Annotated in this window: 16 protein-coding genes and 1 pseudogene; 14 read left to right on the top strand and 3 right to left on the bottom strand. The window is 64.0% G+C overall.

The annotated features are described in order from the left end of the window. Positions 1-51 precede the first annotated feature (51 nt). Positions 52-1,164 carry a THUMP domain-containing class I SAM-dependent RNA methyltransferase gene (locus tag F3H26_RS14110; RefSeq protein ID WP_149776659.1) on the bottom strand — a complete coding sequence of 371 codons (1,113 nt, stop codon included), beginning with the start codon at positions 1,162-1,164 and terminating at the stop codon, positions 52-54. Between the two features lie 298 nt (positions 1,165-1,462). Here F3H26_RS14110 and F3H26_RS14105 point away from each other — a divergent pair, with 298 nt between their 5' ends. From F3H26_RS14105 to nqrF, 6 genes are read left to right on the top strand one after another with little or no spacing between them, the layout of a single operon-like run. After that, entirely contained in the window at positions 1,463-2,806 is a 1,344-nt protein-coding gene (locus F3H26_RS14105) for a Na(+)-translocating NADH-quinone reductase subunit A (protein ID WP_149776658.1), read from the top strand. A gap of 5 nt (positions 2,807-2,811) precedes the next feature. Beyond that, positions 2,812-4,020, top strand: coding sequence for an NADH:ubiquinone reductase (Na(+)-transporting) subunit B (locus tag F3H26_RS14100; protein ID WP_149776657.1), 1,209 nt, complete (start codon positions 2,812-2,814; stop codon positions 4,018-4,020). Beyond that, positions 4,013-4,828 carry a Na(+)-translocating NADH-quinone reductase subunit C gene (locus F3H26_RS14095; protein WP_149776656.1) on the top strand — a complete coding sequence of 272 codons (816 nt, stop codon included), beginning with the start codon at positions 4,013-4,015 and terminating at the stop codon, positions 4,826-4,828. The genes F3H26_RS14100 and F3H26_RS14095 overlap by 8 nt, the downstream gene beginning before the upstream one ends. Next, a complete protein-coding gene (locus F3H26_RS14090) occupies positions 4,828-5,481 on the top strand; it encodes an NADH:ubiquinone reductase (Na(+)-transporting) subunit D (RefSeq protein WP_149776655.1) in 654 nt (217 codons plus the stop codon). Before F3H26_RS14095 ends, F3H26_RS14090 begins: the two co-directional genes overlap by 1 nt. After that, positions 5,481-6,089: an NADH:ubiquinone reductase (Na(+)-transporting) subunit E gene (nqrE, locus tag F3H26_RS14085; RefSeq protein WP_149776654.1), complete on the top strand. Its 609-nt coding sequence runs from the start codon at positions 5,481-5,483 to the stop codon at positions 6,087-6,089. Before F3H26_RS14090 ends, nqrE begins: the two co-directional genes overlap by 1 nt. Positions 6,090-6,101: 12 nt before the next feature. Continuing rightward, a complete protein-coding gene (nqrF, locus tag F3H26_RS14080) occupies positions 6,102-7,322 on the top strand; it encodes an NADH:ubiquinone reductase (Na(+)-transporting) subunit F (protein WP_149776653.1) in 1,221 nt (406 codons plus the stop codon). A gap of 36 nt (positions 7,323-7,358) precedes the next feature. Here nqrF and F3H26_RS14075 read toward each other — a convergent pair whose 3' ends face one another. Next, a complete protein-coding gene (locus F3H26_RS14075) occupies positions 7,359-8,378 on the bottom strand; it encodes an NAD-dependent epimerase/dehydratase family protein (protein WP_149776652.1) in 1,020 nt (339 codons plus the stop codon). 138 nt (positions 8,379-8,516) lie between these two features. Between F3H26_RS14075 and F3H26_RS14070 the strand changes: the two genes are divergently transcribed. Then, a complete protein-coding gene (locus F3H26_RS14070; RefSeq protein ID WP_149776651.1) occupies positions 8,517-9,281 on the top strand; it encodes a metallophosphoesterase family protein in 765 nt (254 codons plus the stop codon). Between the two features lie 7 nt (positions 9,282-9,288). On the opposite strand, the gene F3H26_RS14065 is transcribed toward F3H26_RS14070, so the two are convergent. Then, on the bottom strand, positions 9,289-9,813 hold the full coding sequence (locus F3H26_RS14065; RefSeq protein WP_149776650.1) for a CBS domain-containing protein: 525 nt from the start codon (positions 9,811-9,813) through the stop codon (positions 9,289-9,291). 120 nt (positions 9,814-9,933) lie between these two features. Between F3H26_RS14065 and F3H26_RS14060 the strand changes: the two genes are divergently transcribed. The 7 genes and pseudogenes from F3H26_RS14060 to F3H26_RS14030 all read left to right on the top strand — a co-directional run bounded on the left by F3H26_RS14060 (position 9,934) and on the right by F3H26_RS14030 (position 17,233). Continuing rightward, on the top strand, positions 9,934-10,119 hold the full coding sequence (locus F3H26_RS14060; protein ID WP_149776649.1) for a hypothetical protein: 186 nt from the start codon (positions 9,934-9,936) through the stop codon (positions 10,117-10,119). 66 nt (positions 10,120-10,185) lie between these two features. Further along, complete coding sequence (locus F3H26_RS14055) at positions 10,186-11,211, top strand: FAD:protein FMN transferase (RefSeq protein ID WP_149776648.1); 1,026 nt, start codon at positions 10,186-10,188, stop codon at positions 11,209-11,211. A 15-nt stretch (positions 11,212-11,226) separates the two neighbouring features. Next, positions 11,227-11,472: a (Na+)-NQR maturation NqrM gene (nqrM, locus tag F3H26_RS14050; protein WP_093963352.1), complete on the top strand. Its 246-nt coding sequence runs from the start codon at positions 11,227-11,229 to the stop codon at positions 11,470-11,472. Next, positions 11,473-13,140: pseudogene (locus tag F3H26_RS14045) on the top strand (sulfatase-like hydrolase/transferase). It begins immediately after the preceding gene. Positions 13,141-13,232: 92 nt separating this feature from the next. Next, positions 13,233-14,750 (top strand): 2,3-bisphosphoglycerate-independent phosphoglycerate mutase, encoded by a 1,518-nt coding sequence (gpmI, locus tag F3H26_RS14040; protein ID WP_149776647.1) that lies wholly within the window; start codon positions 13,233-13,235, stop codon positions 14,748-14,750. After that, on the top strand, positions 14,747-15,880 hold the full coding sequence (locus F3H26_RS14035) for a murein hydrolase activator EnvC family protein (RefSeq protein WP_149776646.1): 1,134 nt from the start codon (positions 14,747-14,749) through the stop codon (positions 15,878-15,880). The genes gpmI and F3H26_RS14035 overlap by 4 nt, the downstream gene beginning before the upstream one ends. Positions 15,881-15,886: 6 nt before the next feature. After that, positions 15,887-17,233, top strand: a complete 1,347-nt coding sequence (locus F3H26_RS14030; RefSeq protein WP_149776645.1) for a S41 family peptidase — start codon at positions 15,887-15,889, stop codon at positions 17,231-17,233. The last annotated feature ends 57 nt before the right edge of the window (positions 17,234-17,290 follow it).

Raw genomic sequence — 17,290 nt, 5'->3', positions numbered from 1 at the left:
GCAAGAGGGATTCTTGGGGCAACACGCTCAAAATTTTCCGTCGGACAGTGGTCAATGCAGGGGGTCCGTTCGGTACAACCGGATCTTGGTGCCGCCGTGATCGACGACCGGCCCCGGCGCGATCAGGGGCAGGCGCGTCGCCCGCGCCAGCGACTGGCTGCTGGTCACGATCCCGACCCGCCAGCCCGAGAACCGTGCCATCAGGACCTTGCCCAGGCTGCCATACAGCGACCGCAGGCGCTTTTCGTCGCCGATCCGCGCGCCATAGGGCGGGTTCACGATCACCAGCCCGGCTGGGCCGGCAGGCGGTTTGATGTCGCTGACCGCAGCCTGACGAAACCGCGTGACCGCATCGACACTGGCGCGTTGCGCATTGGCCGTTGCGGTCTCGACCGCACCGGTATTCCGGTCAGAACCGTAGAACCGCAGCCCGGTCTCGGCGGTGTCTTGCGGTTGGCGCATCCGGGCCCACTCGTCGGCATCGAACGTCGCCAGTTGCTGAAAGGCAAAGTCGCGCGACCGGCCGGGCGGCAGGCCAAGCGCGATCTCGGCCGCTTCGATCACGAAGGTGCCCGACCCGCACATCGGGTCCAGTACGGGCTCGGCCCCGTCAAAACCGCATTCGTGCAGGAACATGGCTGCCATCGTCTCGCGCATCGGCGCCTTGGCCACCGCCGCCTTGTGGCCGCGTTTGTGCAGCGGATCGCCCGAGCTGTCGACCGACAGGGTGCAGATGTCCCTCTCGATGCGCACCAGCACCCGCACCGGCGCATCCTGGGCGAGTGGGGCGCCCAGCGTGTCCGAGATCGCGCGTTCGATGCGCTGACGCGCCGCACCGGCGTGGTAGATGCGGGATTTTCGGCTTGTGGCCTCGACCCTGACGGGCACGTCGGGGCGCAGCACGTCGCCCCAGGGAAACTTGCGCGCGCGCTTGTCCAACTGGGCCAGATGCACGGCGGGAAAAGACCCCAACCGGACCAGAACCTTGTTGGCCCCGCGCAGCACCAGATTGGCGCGCCAGACCTCGGGCCAGCCACCGTGCAGCACGACGCCGCCGGGCACTTGCTTCGCACCGGCGAATCCGTTGCGGATGGTCTCGGCCAGAAGGGGCTGTTCCAGCCCGGGCGTGGCCACCAGAAAGATTTCAAGTTCGGCTGTGTCCATCCCGGGTGCTTACACCAGCGCCCGTGGGCGTGCGACAGGAATTTGCGCCTACCGGGTTTTGGGTATTTGGGTGCAGAGTTTGCCTGTTTTTTGCAATTCACGACCGATTTGGGCGGTAACAGGTTTGCGTTTGGGCGCGGTGCCGCGTAAAGGGGCCGTAATCGGAAAGACGCCTGCGGATTTCGACCGGTCTGCGTCGCTTTTGCGACGGGGCGGGCCGAACTCCGCGCTATTCAGTGCCCGGATCATCGGGCCTGCATGGCGGGCGCAGGAAAAAGGCTTGGAAGAACGTAGCGACATGCAAACTTTCAAACTGAAAAAAGGGCTGGATCTGCCGATTCTGGGCGCGCCCGAGCAAAGCATCCAGCCGGGTCCGGACTATTCGACCGTGGGCGTTCTGGGTGCCGATTACATCGGTCTGAAACCCCGCATGCTGGTGCAGGAAGGGGACACGGTCCAGCGCGGCACGCCGCTGTTCTGCCACAAGGACGCGCCCGAGGCGATGATGGTGGCGCCGCTGACCGGCAAGGTCGTGGCCATCAACCGCGGCGCGCGGCGCGTGCTGCAGAGCGTCGTCATCGAAGTGTCGGACCCCAACGACCCCGGCATCGATTTCTCGGGTGTGGGCGATGCCGAGACCGCACAGGGCCTCACCGCCAAGCTGTGCGCCGCCGGCCTGTGGACCGCGTTCCGCACGCGGCCCTATTCCAAGATGCCGCAGCCGGGCACCACGCCCGCCGCGATTTTCGTCACCGCCATGGACAGCGAGCCGCTGGCTGCCGATGCCGCGCTGATCATCAATGACGCGGCCGAGGCCTTTGCCGCCGGTCTGGCCGCCGTGGCCAAGCTGACCGAAGGCAAGACCTATCTGTGCCAGAAGGATGGCGACACGATCCCCGGCGCCGACCTGCCGGGCGTCGAGGCCGCGGCCTTCAGCGGCCCCCATCCGGCGGGCCTGGCCGGGACGCATATCCATTTCCTCGAACCCGTGACCGCCGAGAAAACGGTATGGACCATCGGCTATCAGGATGTGATCGCCATCGGGCGGCTGCTGCAAACGGGCCATCTGGACCCGAACGTGGTGGTGGCCCTGACCGGCCCCGGCGCGCGTCAACCGCGTCTGATCCGCACGGTCATGGGCGCCTCGACCGAGGATCTGACCCGCGACGAGATCGCCATCGACGGCGAATCCCGCGTCATTTCCGGCTCGGTCCTGTCGGGGCGTCACGCCACCGGGCCGTTCGCCTATCTGGGACGCTTCGCGCGCCAGGTCTGCATCATCCGCGAGGATCACGACCAGATCCCGATGGGCTGGATCCGTCCGATGCCGTCGAAATACGCGGTGCAGCCGGTTCTGGGCTCGGCGTTTGCCAAAAAGCTGTTCGAGTTCACCAGCAATCTGAACGGCGGTCGCCGCGCCATGGTGCCCACCGGCACCTTCGAAGAGCTGATGCCGCAGGATTACCTGCCGACGCAACTGCTGCGGGCGCTTTTGGTGATGGACACCGACACGGCGCAGGCCCTGGGCGCGCTGGAACTGGACGAAGAGGACATGGGCCTTGTGGGCTTTGCCTGTCCGGCCAAGTATGAATACGGGCTGGCGCTGCGCGACTGCCTGACCAAGATTGAAAAGGAGGGCTGATCCACATGGGTTTGCGCAGCTTCTTTGACCGGATCGAGCCGCATTTCACCAAGGGCGGCAAGTACGAGAAGTTCTTCCCCATCTACGAGATGGTGGAAAGCTTCATCTACACTCCGAAAACCGTGACCACCGTGGCGCCGCACGCGCGCTCCTACGTGGATATGAAGCGGATCATGACCTATGTCGTGATCGCCACCATCCCCTGCATCCTGTGGGGCATGTACAACACCGGGTTCCAGGCCAACTCGGCCATCGCGACGCTGGGCCCTGAGTCGGCGACCGGTTGGCGCATCGCCATCCTGCAGGCCCTGGGCATTTCGCTGGACCCGTCCAGCATCTTTGCCAACGTGATGCACGGGCTGATGTATTTCCTGCCGATCTACATCGTCACGCTGGTCGCGGGGGGCATTTTCGAGGTGATCTTTGCCACCGTGCGCGGGCATGAGGTGAACGAGGGCTTTCTTGTCACCTCGATGCTGTACACGCTGATCATGCCGGCCACCGCGCCGTTGTGGCAGGTGGCGCTGGGGATCATCTTCGGCGTCGTCATCGGCAAGGAAGTGTTCGGTGGCACCGGCAAGAACTTTCTCAACCCCGCGCTGGTGGGCCGGGCCTTTCTGTATTTCGCCTATCCCGCATCCATGTCGGGTGACGCGGTCTGGACCCCGGTCGATGGCTTTTCCGGCGCGACGGCGCTGGCGGTGTCGGCGGCTGACGGATATCAGGCGCTGGCCGCTCAGGGCATCACCTGGTGGGATGCCTTCTATGGCACCATTCAGGGCAGCTTTGGCGAGACCTCGACCTTGGCCTGCATGATCGGTCTGGCCTTCCTGCTGATGACCAAGATCGCCAACTACCGCCTGATCCTGGGATGTCTGGCCGGCACCATCGGCTTTACCCTGTTGCTGAACCTGATCGGATCGGACACCAACCCGATGTTCGCGATGCCGTGGTACTGGCACGTCGTGCTGGGCGGTTATGCGTTCGGCCTGGCCTTCATGGTGACCGAGCCGGTTTCGGCCAGCCACACCAACATGGGCCGCTACATCTATGGCGCGCTGATCGGTGTCATGGTCGCGCTGATCCGTGTGGTGAACCCGGCCTTCCCCGAAGGCATGATGCTGGCCATCCTGTTCGGCAACGTCTTTGCGCCGCTGATCGACTATTTCGTAGTGCAGGCAAACATCAAACGGAGGGCGCGTCGCCATGTCTGATACGCAATCCCCTGAACCCAAGGGCGTCATCGCCCGGTTCCTGGCGGCCTCGCCGGATTCGGTGGGCAAGACGATCTTCATCGCCGTCGCCGTGTGCCTGGTCGCTTCGATGATCGTGTCGGCCGCGGCGGTCAGTCTGCGCCCGGTGCAAGAGGCCAACAAGCTCAAGGACAAGCAGATCAACGTTCTGCAGGTCGCGGGCGTCTATGAACCAGGCATCGACGTGGCTCAGGCGTTTGCCGCGTTTGAACCGCACGTTCTGGAGCTTGCGACGGGTGAATTCGTCGATGACCGGTTCGACCCGGCCACCTTCGACGACATCGCCGCCGCCAGCGACCCCGAACTGAGCGAGCCTCTGGAAAACGACCCCGCCGGAATCGGCCGCAAGGCGAAATATCGCGTGATCTATCTGCTGCGCGACGAAAACGGCGCGCTGGACAAGGTGATCCTGCCGATCCACGGCTATGGGTTGTGGTCCACGCTGTACGGCTTCATCGCGCTCGAGGAAAACGGCAACGACATCTACGGGCTGCAATTCTATCAGCACGGTGAAACGCCGGGCCTGGGTGCCGAGGTGGACAATCCGCGCTGGAAAGCCCTGTGGAACGGCAAGAAGCTGCGGGATGAGTCCGGCAATCTGCAGATCACCGTCGCCAAATCCATGCCCGCTGCCGGGCCGGACTTCTACATCGACGCGCTGGCCGGCGCGACCCTGACCACGGTCGGCGTGGACAACCTGGTGAAATTCTGGATGGGGGACGCGGGCTATGCTCCGTTCCTGGCCAAGCTGCAAGCAGGAGAGATCTGATGTCACAGACCAAGAAAGATCTGCTGGTCGACCCGCTTGTCGACAACAACCCGATCACGCTGCAGGTGCTGGGCATCTGCTCGGCGCTGGCGGTGACCTCGTCGCTGCAGGTGGCCTTCGTGATGGCGCTGGCGGTGATGTTCGTGACGGCGTTTTCGTCCTTCTTCATCTCGTGCCTGCGCAACCAGATCCCCAGCTCGATCCGCATCATCGTGCAGATGGTCATCATCGCGTCGCTGGTGATCCTGGTCGATCAGATCCTCAAGGCCTACGCCTTCGAGATCTCGAAAACGCTGTCGGTCTTCGTGGGCCTGATCATCACCAACTGCATCGTGATGGGCCGGGCCGAGGCCTTTGCCATGAAGAACCCGCCGGTGGCGTCCTTCATCGACGGTCTGGGCAACGGCATGGGCTATGGCCTGATCCTGATGCTGGTCAGCATCATCCGCGAGCTGTTCGGCTCGGGTTCTCTGTTCGGGGTGACCATCCTGGAAACCGTGAACAACGGTGGCTGGTACGTCCCCAACGGCCTGCTGCTGCTGCCGCCGTCGGCCTTCTTCATCATCGGCCTGATCATCTGGGCCTTCCGCACGTGGAAGCCGAACCAGGTCGAGGAACGTGAATACAAGATCCAGCAGGTAGAGGCGCACTGATGGAAGGGCTCATCTCACTGGCCGTGAAGGCCATCTTCGTCGAAAACCTCGCGCTCAGCTTCTTTCTGGGCATGTGTACCTTCATCGCCGTGTCGAAAAAGATCTCGACGGCGCTGGGTCTGGGGATCTCGGTGATGCTGGTGCAGGCGATCACCGTGCCGGCCAACAACCTGCTGCTGAACTATCTGCTGAAACCGGGCGCTTTGGCCTGGGCCGGGTTCCCGGATGTGGACCTGACCTTCCTGGGCCTGATCTCGTATATCGGCGTGATCGCGGCGATGGTGCAGATCCTCGAGATGATCTTGGACAAGTATTTTCCGCCGCTCTACAACGCGCTGGGGATTTTCCTGCCGCTGATCACGGTGAACTGCGCCATCCTGGGCGGATCGCTGTTCATGGTCGAACGCGACTACAACTTCGCCGAGGCGGCGACCTATGGCCTGTCCTCGGGCTTTGGCTGGGCGCTGGCGATCACCGCCATGGCGGGCGTGCGCGAAAAACTCAAATATTCCGACATTCCCGACGGGCTGCAGGGCCTTGGCATCACCTTCATCGCCGCAGGTCTGATGGCGATGGCCTTCATGTCCTTCTCGGGCGTCAAACTGTAAAGGGGCAGGGGCATGGAAACTTTCTCGCTCGGCGTTGTCCTTTTCACCCTGATCGTGCTGGCGCTGGTGGCCATCATCATGGTGGCCCGGTCGCGGCTGGTCTCGACAGGCAACGTCAACATCACCATCAACGGTGAGAAAACCATCTCGGTGCCCGCGGGCGGCAAGCTGCTGCAGACGCTGGCGGCCGAGAAACTGTTCGTCCCGTCCGCCTGCGGCGGCGGCGGCACCTGCGCGCAGTGTCGCGTGCGGGTTCTAGAAGGCGGCGGGTCGATCCTGCCGACCGAAGAAAGCCACATCACCAAGCGCGAGGCCGCCCATGGTGACCGTCTGTCGTGCCAGGTGGCGGTCAAGCAGGACATGAAGATCGAGGTTCCCGAAGAGGTCTTCGGCGTCAAGAAATGGGAATGCACCGTCCGGTCGAACGACAACGTGGCGACCTTCATCAAGGAACTGGTGCTGGAACTGCCCGAAGGCGAGGACGTGAATTTCCGCGCCGGCGGCTACATCCAGATCGCCGCCCCTCCGCACGAGGTCGACTACAAGGATTTCGACGTCGCCGAGGAGTACCGAGAGGATTGGGACAAGTTCAATCTGTGGCAGTACAAGTCCAAGGTGACCGAGCCGATCGAGCGCGCCTATTCGATGGCCAACTACCCCGAGGAAAAGGGCATCATCATGCTGAACGTGCGGATCGCCTCGCCCCCACCGGGGTCCGAGGGCATCCCGCCAGGTCAGATGTCGTCCTACATCTTCAACCTCAAGCCGGGTGACAAGGTCACGATCTCGGGTCCGTTCGGCGAGTTCTTCGCGCGCGACACCGACAAGGAGATGGTCTTCATCGGCGGCGGCGCGGGCATGGCCCCGATGCGGAGCCACATCTTCGACCAGCTCAAGCGGCTGAAGACCAAGCGCAAGATCACCTTCTGGTACGGCGCCCGGTCGCGGCGCGAGATGTTCTATGTGGACGATTTCGATCAGCTGGCCGCCGAGAACGAGAATTTCGAATGGCACGTGGCCCTGTCCGACCCGCAGCCGGGCGACAACTGGGAGGGCTTCACCGGCTTCATCCACAACGTGCTGTACGAGCAGTACCTCAAGGATCACCCGGCGCCCGAGGATTGCGAATTCTACATGTGTGGCCCGCCGATCATGAACCAGTCGGTCATCAACATGCTGCTGGAACTGGGCGTGGACCGCGAAGACATCATGCTGGACGATTTCGGCGGATGAACAACCTTGAAACCGGCGCCCTGGGCGCCGGTTTTTTCATGCGTCGATGCCGTAATAGTCGCGGTACCACGCCACGAAGGATTTCATCCCGTCCCGGATGTCGGTCTGCGGCCTGAACCCGGTCAGGCGCTGCAGAAGCGCGGTGTCGGCCCAGGTCGCAGGCACGTCCCCCATCTGCATCGGCATGTAGTTGCGAATGGCTTTCTTGCCGACCGCTTCCTCGATCGCCTCGATGAAATCCATCAGCCGGACCTTGTCGGAATTGCCGATATTGACCACCCGGAAGGGCGCGACGGGCGACAGGCTGTCGCCCTCGGCGATATCCGCCTTTGACGCAGGCCGTTCGGGCACCGCGTCGATCAGCAGGCGGATGCCGCGCACCAGGTCATCGACATGGGTGAAGTCGCGGTACATCTCGCCGTTGTTGTAGATGTCGATGGGCCGGTCGTGCAGGATGGCGTCGGTGAACTTGAAATAGGCCAGGTCGGGCCGGCCCCAGTTGCCGTAGACGGTAAAGAAGCGGAACATCGTGGTCGGCAGGTCCCACAGATGGGCATAGGAATGGCCCATCGCTTCGTTTGCCTTCTTGGTGGCGGCATAGATGGTCAGCTGGTGGTCGGCCTTGTCCAGCTCGGAAAACGGCATGTCCTCGTTCGCGCCATAGACCGACGAGGTGGAGGCCATCAGCAGATGCTCGACCTTGTGCGTGCGGGCCACCTCCATCACGTTGAACGTGCCCAGCACGTTGGACTCCACGTAGCTGCGCGGATGGTCCAGGCTGTAACGCACGCCCGCCTGCGCGGCGAGATGCACGACGATGTCGGGCCGGAAGTCCTCGGCGACCTGCATCAGGCGGTCTTGGTTTTCCAGCAGGTCCTCGGTTGCGGAAAAGCCAGGCGTCTGCAGCAGCATCTGATGCCGGCGCTGCTTGAGCGTGACGTCGTAGTAGTCGGTCATCCCGTCATAGCCGTGCACCTGGAACCCTTCGGACAGCAGCAATCGTGCCAAATGAAACCCGATGAATCCCGCCGTACCCGTCACCAAAACCCGTTTCATGCCTTCTCCCGACCTCTGGTCCATCAACCAGACCATCAGGGACGCTTTCGCCCCGACAAGGTCAAGCGAAATTTCCCCGTTCGCCCCGCAAGGTTGATCGTTGCTGTCCTGGGGTCTTCGGGATACTGACAGGACCAGATGTTGAGATCATGGATCAAGAAACTTGTCGGAGCATCCCCGACCGGCAACACGGCCACGCTGGCGCCAGAACATCGCTTCTATGTCGTGGGCGACATCCATGGGCGACTGGATCTGCTGCAGCAGATCCTGACGCAACTGGACCCGGATGTCCCGGTCGTTTTCACGGGTGATTACATCGACCGTGGTGATCACAGCGCCCAAGTCCTGCGCCACCTTCGCCATCTCAGTGGCGGCGCGACCCGCCTGGTCGTCTGTCTCTTGGGAAATCACGAAGAAATGCTGCTTCGATTCTTGCATGATCCCGAACGGACACACAGGCTTTGGATGCGCAACGGCGGCTACCAGACATTGCTGTCATTCGGGCTCGGTGGACTGACGCCGGACATGACGACAGACCAGGCCGTCGGTGCAGCCGATCAGTTGCGGCGCGCGATGGGCGCGCCCTTGCTTGACTGGCTTGAGGGGCTTCCCTTGTCTTGGTCGAACGGGAACGTTGCCATCGTTCATGCTGCTCTTGATCCGCGGAAAGACTGCGACAGGCAATCTCGGGACGTGTGCCTGTGGGGTCATCCGGAATTCCTGACACGTCCCAGGTCCGATGGGATGTGGGTCGTTCATGGCCACACGATCGTACCCCAGCCCCGGATTCGGAACCGGGTTGTTTCGATCGATACCGGCGCCTTTGCCACGGGCCGGCTGACGGCGGCCGAGATCGGGCCCGGCAAGGTCCGGTTTCTGAATACCGGCCCGGTGCAGGCCTGATTACCGGTCAGCCGACGATCATCTGTTTCATGCGCAGGGCTTCGTATTCCAGCTCCTTGAGGCGGAATTGCACCACGTCGCCGATGGTGATGACGCCGCACAGATGCCCGTCGCGCAGCACCGGCATGTGGCGGAATCGACCTTCGGTCATGGTTTTCACCACCTCGATCAGCAGGTCGTCGGGCGTGCAGGTCCGTACCTCGCGCGTCATCAGATCCTGAACCGACTGGGGCAGGGTCTGTCCCGGCGTGTCGGCCATGCGGCGCACGATGTCACGTTCCGACAGGATCCCCTGCAGCGCGCCGTTCTGATCGGTGACCACGACCGCGCCGATGCGCTTGTCCTTCAGGATCTGTACGACCGTGTGGATCGTGTCATTGGGCCGGACCGCGATCACGTCTTCGCCCTTGCCTTCCAGCAGCTTCGCCACGGTCGATTGGGTCTGCGACAGATTCGACTCGACCGACTGGCTGTAGGTGCTGCTCTCGGGCTTGTCGCCGCGTGTCGGGGGCTGGTAAGAGCTTGGGGCCATGGGCGGTCTCCTCCTTCACTGGTGCCGTCCTTTCACCTTACCGCAGGATGCGCACCTGTATAGGGTGCAATTTCCGAAAGCCCGCGCAACCGCGCCAGACCAAAAGGAAACCCGGGCCGCGTGTCGAACCTGCATCTGACCCCTGCCGTTGCCGCGCTGATCTTTTTCGGGGTGGTGGTCTGTGGCCACAACTTCCGCAAACTGTGGAAGGAACAGCCCCCGGGCTGGCAGAAACGCGCGTGGCTGTTCGGTCTGCCGGCGGCCATCGGGCTGCTGGCGCTTGGCTTTCTGCCGCTGAAGGTCTGAGGCCGGTTTGACTCTGACCGGGGGCGCTGGCATACGCGCCACGATACATTACCCGGAGATCACGCGATGCGCCGACTGCTTGCCCTGGCCCTGACCCTGTTCGTCGCTGGCTGCCTGTTCGACAAGGACCCCGAGGTGGTTCGCCTGTCGGGCGAAACCATGGGCACCACCTATCACGTCACCGCGATCGGCGAAGATCTGGATGAGGATGCCCTGTCCGCCGCCGTCGAGGAAACTCTGGCGCAGGTGAACGCCAAGATGTCCAACTGGGACCCGAATTCCGAGGTCTCGGTCTTTTCCGCCTCGGCCAGCACCGACCCGATGCCGGTGTCGAAAGAGTTCGCCTATGTGATCGCGGCGGCCAACCAGGTGCACGACCAAAGCGGCGGCGTGTTCGACGTGACGCTTGGCCCGTTGATCGAGCTGTGGGGCTTCGGCCCGCGCAAGCCCGAAGACCCGGTGCCGTCGGATGCCGAGATCGCGGCGGCGCTGGAACAGGTGGGGCAGGCGCGCCTGCTGACGCTGGATGCGCAGGCCGGGACGCTGGCCAAGGCGCAGCCGGGCGTGGGGATCAACCTGTCGGCCATCGCCAAGGGATACGGGATCGATGCCGTGGCCGAGACGCTGCGAGAGGCCGGCATCGAGAACTACATGGTCGAGATCGGCGGCGATCTGGTGGCCCGCGGTCAGAACGACAAGGGCGAGGCTTGGCGCATCGGCATCGAAAAGCCCGAAACCGGGTCGCAGACCATCCAGTTCATCGTGCCGTTGGACAACCGCGGCATGGCGACCTCGGGCGACTACAAGAACTTCTTCGAGCAGGATGGCATACGCTATTCGCACATCATCGACCCGACCACCGGGCGCCCGATCACGCACCGGACGACCTCGGTCACGGTTCTGGCCGAAAATGCGATGCTGGCCGATGCCTGGGCCACTGCGATGCTGGCGCTGGGGCAGGAACGGGGGCTGAAACTGGCCGATCAGCTGGGTCTGGCGGTGTTTTTCATCTCGCGGGATGTGACAGGCGGCGAAGATGCCTATATCACTGTACAAAGCAGCGCGTTCAAGGATGCGCTGGGATCGAACTGAAGGGCGGGCCGGCCGATGAGCACCTTTATCCTCGCGTTTGTTCTGCTGCTGATCATCATGGTCGGCATGTCGCTGGGCGTGATGCTGATGGGCAAGACCATCAAGGGCAGTTGCGGCGGGTTGAACGCGATCTCGGGCGCCGACAAATGCGTGGTGTGCCAAAAGGACGTGGACCCCAACAGCCCCCTGCGTGACAAGCTGCAATGCAAGCGCGCCCGCCGGATGGTGGAGCAGATGGAAAGCCAGGGCGCGCAGCACTGAATGGCCAAGGCCCGCAACATCCTGTTCATCATGTTCGACCAGCTGCGCTGGGATTACCTGAGCTGTTACGGCCATCCACATCTGCACACGCCCAATATCGACCGGCTGGCAGCGCGCGGCGTGCGGTTCACGCGGGCCTATATCCAGTCGCCGATCTGCGGCAGCTCGCGCATGTCCACTTATACCGGGCGGTATGTTCAGTCGCATGGCGCCTCGTGGAACGGCATCCCGCTGAAGGTGGGTGAGCTGACCATGGGCGACCATCTGCGCAAGGCGGGGATGGACTGCTGGCTGGTCGGCAAGACCCATATGCGCGCCGACGCCGAGGGCATGGCACGGCTGGGCCTGGAGCCCGACAGCCTGATCGGCGCGCGCGTGGCCGAATGCGGTTTTGACGTGTTCGAGCGCGACGACGGGATGCGCCCCGAAGGCCCCGACGGGTTCTAAGACCCCGACGGGGCCAAGACCTACAACGCTTGGCTGGCCGACAAGGGGTATGACAGCGACAACCCCTGGCACGACTTTGCCAATTCCGGTCTGGACGAGGACGGCAACGTGCTGTCCGGCTGGTTCCTGAAAAACGCGCCGCAGGCCGCGAACATCGCCGAAGAGGACGGCGAGACCCCCTATCTGACCACGCGCGGCATGGAATTCATGGAAACCCATGACGGCCCGTGGTGCTGCCACCTGAGCTACATAAAGCCCCACTGGCCCTATATCGTCCCCGAGCCCTTTGCCTCGATGTACGGGCCAGAGCATGTTCTGCCCCCCAATCGCTCCGAGGACGAACGGGCCGAGGCGCACCCGGTGCTGAGCGCCTTCATGCACAACAAGATCGGCCAGACCTTCTGGCGGCAGGATGTGCGCGAGGCGGTGATCCCCGCCTATATGGGCCTGATCAAGCAGGCCGACGACCAGATCGGGCGGCTGCTGGACTGGATGGAGCAGACCGGCCGCATGGACGACACGATGATCGTGTTGACCTCGGACCATGGCGATTTCTTGGGCGATCACTGGATGGGCGAAAAGACGTTTTTCCACGACGCTTCGACCAAAGTGCCGCTGATCATCTATGACCCGTCCGAGCAGGCCGATGCCACGCGCGGCACCACCTGCGACGCGCTGGTCGAGTCGATCGACCTGGCCCCCACTTTCGTCGAGGTCGCGGGCGGCGCGGTGCCCGACCATATCCTGGAAGGCCACTCGCTGCTGCCCATCCTGCACGGGCAGGCGGCCGAGACCCCGCGCAAATCTGTAATTTGCGAATACGACTATTCGGCCTCGCCCATCGCGGAAACGCTGGGCGTGTCGGTGCGTGATTCGGCGATGTTCATGGTGGCCACGAAAAAGTGGAAGCTGATCCATTGCGAAGGCGGGTTCCGCCCGATCCTGTTCGATCTGGAAAACGACCCCGACGAGCTGACCGATTTGGGCGACAGCGCGGCCCATGCGGATGTGATCGAGCAAATGTATGATCACCTGTTTGCCTGGGCCCGGCGCCCGTCGCAGCGCACCACGCGCTCGACGGCCGAGCTGGTCGAGATGCGCACCAAAAGTTGCGGCAAGGGCGTGATCCTGGGCGCCCATGACGAAAGCGACGCCCCGCCCGAGCTGACGGTCAAGTATCGCGGCCGCAAGGCGCGGCCCTGGCAGCAGATCAGGAAATAACCCGGCGCGGGGCGCATCGCCGCAAAAGGCGGTTCACGATGCGGCAGGCAGGGGATAGAAGAACGGACAAGAGCAGTTACCGGAGACCCGACATGAGCGCACCCAAACCCGTCGTCCTGTGTATCCTCGATGGCTGGGGCCTGTCCGACGACACGCAGGCCAACGCGCCCTATCTGGCCCACACGCCCACCTTCGACGCGATCATGTCCAAGGGTCCGCACGCGCGGTTGATCACCCATGGCCCTGATGTGGGCCTGCCCAGCGGCCAGATGGGGAATTCCGAGGTCGGCCATACCAATATCGGGGCCGGGCGGGTCGTGGCGATGGATCTGGGCCAGATCGATCTTGCGATCGACGACGGCTCGTTCTTCGAAAATGCCGCGCTGCGGGACTTCATCGCCAAGGTGAAGGCGGCGGGTGGGACCGCGCATCTGAAGGGGCTGGTCTCGGATGGCGGGGTGCATGGGCACCTGAACCACATCATCGCCGCCGCAACGGCGATCACCGAGGCGGGCGTGCCGGTGGCCCTGCACGCCATTACCGACGGGCGCGACGTGGCCCCGAAATCGGCTCTGGACTTCCTGGCCGAGCTGGAACGCCGCCTGCCTGCGAACGCGCGTGTCGTCACCGTGTCGGGGCGGTATTATGCCATGGACCGCGACAACCGGTGGGAACGGGTCGGCCGCGCCTATGACGCGATCATCAAGGGGCAGGGCGGGCAGGCCGATACCGCAAGCGCTGCGATTCAGGCCGCCTACGACCGGGGCGAAACGGACGAGTTCATCGCGCCCACGGTTCTGCCCGGCTATGACGGCGTCCGCGACGGTGACGGGGTCTTCTGCCTCAATTTCCGCGCCGACCGCGCACGCGAGATCCTGCGCGCCATCGGCGAACCCGGATTTGCCGAATTCGACACCGGTCCGCGCCCGCAGTTGTCGGCGCTGCTGGGCATGGTCGAATATTCCGACGGCCACAACGCCTATATGACGACCGTTTTCCCCAAGCGCGAGATCGTCAACACGCTGGGCGAATGGGTCGCAAAGCAGGGCCTGCGCCAGTTCCGTCTGGCCGAAACCGAGAAATACCCCCATGTCACGTTCTTCCTGAACGGCGGCAAGGAAACGCCCGAGCCCGGCGAGGATCGCTATATGGCCCCGTCGCCCAAGGTGGCGACCTATGATCTGCAGCCCGAGATGTCAGCCGCCGAGGTGACGGACAAGTTCGTCGAGGCGATCGAGGCCGGCTATGACCTGATCGTCACCAATTACGCCAACCCCGACATGGTGGGCCATACCGGTGACCTGCAGGCCGCGATCAAGGCCTGCGAGGCCGTGGATCAGGGCCTGTCCCGCGTGGTCACCGCGCTTGAAAAGGCTGGCGGAGCCATGATCGTGACCGCAGATCACGGCAACTGCGAAACCATGATCGACCCCGAAACCGGCGGCCCGCATACCGCCCACACGCTGAACCCGGTGCCCGTGGCGCTGGTTGGCGGACCTGAGGGCGCAGCCCTGCGCGAAGGTCGCCTGTCCGATCTGGCGCCCACGGTGCTGGACCTGATGGGCTTGCCCAAGCCGCCGGAAATGACGGGTCAGAGCCTGCTGTCATGAAGCTGCGCGCGCTTCTTCTGGCGGTCCTGATGGCGGGGCAGGCGGCCCGGGCCGCGCCGGATCCCGCGCAGGCGGCGCTGGAGGCGGCGCAGATGCTGGAACAGGCCTCGATCGCGCTGACCGAGGCCGAAACCGCCCGTGACCGCGTGCGCGCCCTGACCGAGACGATCCAGGCCTACGAGGCCGGGCTGGCCGCCATGCGCGACGGGCTGCGCCGGGCGGCTTTGCGCGAAAGCCAGCTGACCGCCGAGCTGAACGCACGGGAACGCGAAATCCGCCAGTTGCTGGGTGTGCTGCAAACCATCGAAACCACGGCGCCACCGGTTCTGATGCTGCACCCGGCCGGGCCGCTGGGGGCGGCGCGCACGGGCATGATGCTGTCCGAGGTCACCCCCGGCCTGAACGCCAGGGCCCGGGCGCTGGCCCGCGATCTGGACGAGGTGCAGACCCTGCGCCGGCTGCAGCAGAGCGCGGCGCAAACCCTGACCGAAGGATTGGAGCAGGTGCAGGACGCCCGCACCCGGTTGAGCGAGGCCATCGCCGACCGTACCGACCTGCCGCGCCGTTTCGTCGAAGATCCGGTGCGCACGGCGATCCTGATCTCGTCCACCGAAACGCTGGACGGGTTCGCCAGCGGCCTGGCCGAGATCTCGGCCGGTGAAATTGCCGAGACCGATGCCGACATTTCCGATCGCAAGGGCCGGATCCCGCTGCCGACGCAGGGCGTTGTCGTGCACCGGTCGGGGGAAACCGATGCGGCCGGCGTCACCCGGCCCGGCCTTGTTCTGGCCACCCGGCCGCGTGCGCTGGTGGTGTCGCCCACGGCCGCCACGATTCGCTATCGCGGGCCGCTGCTGGATCTTGGCAACCTGATCATCCTGGAACCGCAGCCGGGGCTCCTGTTCGTGTTCTCGGGCCTGCAGGAGGTTTACGGCGAACCCGGACAGGTGATCCCCGAGGGCTCTCCGGTGGGATTGATGCCCGGCGATCTGCCGGAAATCGGCGCGATTTTGTCAACAAGCGGTGATGGCACTGGAACTGATCGGTCAGAAACGCTCTATATAGAGGTAAGAGAGAACAACAGGCCCGTTGATCCGGAAACATGGTTCCGGACGCACAAGGATGGATAGACGCGCATGAAACGATTCGTGATGGCCGGTCTGGCCGGAACCCTGGCAGGGATCATCGCCACAACCCAGATCGCCGGACCGCTGCTGGCGCAGGAGGCCGCAAACAAGGCCAGCGTGTACGAGCAGCTGGATTTGTTCGGTGACATTTTCGAGCGCATCCGCGCCCAATATGTCGAAGAAGTCGCGCCCGAAGACCTGATCGAGGCGGCGATTGACGGGATGCTGACCTCGCTTGATCCGCATTCCAGCTATCTGTCGCCCGACGACGCCGAACAGATGCGCGTGCAGACCCGTGGCGAGTTCGGCGGGCTGGGCATCGAGGTCACGCAGGAGGACGGGTTCGTCAAGGTCGTCTCGCCCATCGACGGCACGCCCGCGGACGAAGCGGGCATCGAGGCCGGCGATTTCATCACCCATGTCGATGGCGAAAGCATCCTGGGCCTGACGCTGGACAAGGCGGTCGATCTGATGCGCGGCCCGGTGGGGTCGGAAATCGTGATCACCGTGGTGCGCGAAGGCGAGCCCGATCCGTTCGATGTGACCATCATCCGCGATACGATCAAGCTGACCGCCGTCCGCGCGCGTACCGAGGGGCAAAGTGTGGTTCTGCGCGTGACCACCTTCAACGACCAGACATATCCGAACCTGAAGGAGGGTCTTGAGAAGCAGATCGCCGAGGCCGGCGGCATCGACAAGATCAACGGCGTCGTGCTGGACCTGCGCAACAATCCGGGCGGCCTGCTGACCCAGGCGATCAAGGTCTCGGACGCGTTCCTGAACGAAGGTGAGATCGTCTCGACCCGTGGCCGCAACCCCGAGGATGGGGAGCGGTTCAACGCCACGCCCGGCGACCTGGCCGAGGGCAAGCCGATCGTCGTGCTGATCAATGGCGGTTCGGCCTCGGCGTCGGAAATCGTCGCGGGCGCCCTGCAGGATCATCGCCGGGCCATCGTCGTCGGCACCAAGAGCTTCGGCAAGGGCTCGGTCCAGACGGTGATGCCGCTGCGGGGGGATGGCGCAATGCGCCTGACCACGTCGCGCTACTACACGCCGTCGGGCCGCTCGATCCAGGCGCTGGGTGTCAGCCCGGACATCATCGTGGAACAGCCGCGCAACCGACCCGAAGAGGACGAGGACGAAGAGGCGGCCGCCCGCACCCGGTCCGAGGCCGATCTGCGCGGCAGCCTGAACAATGACAGCCTGACCGAGGACGAGATCCGCCAGATCGAGGAAGACCGCGCCAAGGCCGAGGCCACCGCGGAATTGCGCAAGCAGGATTATCAGCTGGCCTATGCCATCGACATCCTGAAAGGCCTGTCCGCGTTCAACCCGACCGCCCGTGCCTCGCAGTAACGCGCGCATCGCACCACAGGGGCCGCGCGTGACGCGGCCCTTTTTCTTTACGGTCAA

The organism is Ruegeria intermedia (genome assembly GCF_900129345.1).
Lineage (GTDB): Bacteria > Pseudomonadota > Alphaproteobacteria > Rhodobacterales > Rhodobacteraceae > Ruegeria > Ruegeria intermedia.
This window is presented reverse-complemented; position numbering and strand designations above follow the sequence as displayed.

What these genes read in the sequence shown, in the direction of transcription:
- F3H26_RS14065 (WP_149776650.1), bottom strand. Translation starts at nt 9,813, where the DNA reads ATGGCCCCAAGCTCTTACCAGCCCCCGACACGCGGCGACAAGCCCGAG.
- F3H26_RS14075 (WP_149776652.1), bottom strand. Translation starts at nt 8,378, where the DNA reads ATGAAACGGGTTTTGGTGACGGGTACGGCGGGATTCATCGGGTTTCAT.
- F3H26_RS14110 (WP_149776659.1), bottom strand. Translation starts at nt 1,164, where the DNA reads ATGGACACAGCCGAACTTGAAATCTTTCTGGTGGCCACGCCCGGGCTG.
- gpmI (WP_149776647.1), top strand. Translation starts at nt 13,233, where the DNA reads ATGAGCGCACCCAAACCCGTCGTCCTGTGTATCCTCGATGGCTGGGGC.
- nqrE (WP_149776654.1), top strand. Translation starts at nt 5,481, where the DNA reads ATGGAAGGGCTCATCTCACTGGCCGTGAAGGCCATCTTCGTCGAAAAC.
- F3H26_RS14055 (WP_149776648.1), top strand. Translation starts at nt 10,186, where the DNA reads ATGCGCCGACTGCTTGCCCTGGCCCTGACCCTGTTCGTCGCTGGCTGC.
- F3H26_RS14035 (WP_149776646.1), top strand. Translation starts at nt 14,747, where the DNA reads ATGAAGCTGCGCGCGCTTCTTCTGGCGGTCCTGATGGCGGGGCAGGCG.
- F3H26_RS14105 (WP_149776658.1), top strand. Translation starts at nt 1,463, where the DNA reads ATGCAAACTTTCAAACTGAAAAAAGGGCTGGATCTGCCGATTCTGGGC.
- nqrF (WP_149776653.1), top strand. Translation starts at nt 6,102, where the DNA reads ATGGAAACTTTCTCGCTCGGCGTTGTCCTTTTCACCCTGATCGTGCTG.
- F3H26_RS14030 (WP_149776645.1), top strand. Translation starts at nt 15,887, where the DNA reads ATGAAACGATTCGTGATGGCCGGTCTGGCCGGAACCCTGGCAGGGATC.
- F3H26_RS14090 (WP_149776655.1), top strand. Translation starts at nt 4,828, where the DNA reads ATGTCACAGACCAAGAAAGATCTGCTGGTCGACCCGCTTGTCGACAAC.
- F3H26_RS14100 (WP_149776657.1), top strand. Translation starts at nt 2,812, where the DNA reads ATGGGTTTGCGCAGCTTCTTTGACCGGATCGAGCCGCATTTCACCAAG.
- F3H26_RS14095 (WP_149776656.1), top strand. Translation starts at nt 4,013, where the DNA reads ATGTCTGATACGCAATCCCCTGAACCCAAGGGCGTCATCGCCCGGTTC.
- F3H26_RS14070 (WP_149776651.1), top strand. Translation starts at nt 8,517, where the DNA reads ATGTTGAGATCATGGATCAAGAAACTTGTCGGAGCATCCCCGACCGGC.
- nqrM (WP_093963352.1), top strand. Translation starts at nt 11,227, where the DNA reads ATGAGCACCTTTATCCTCGCGTTTGTTCTGCTGCTGATCATCATGGTC.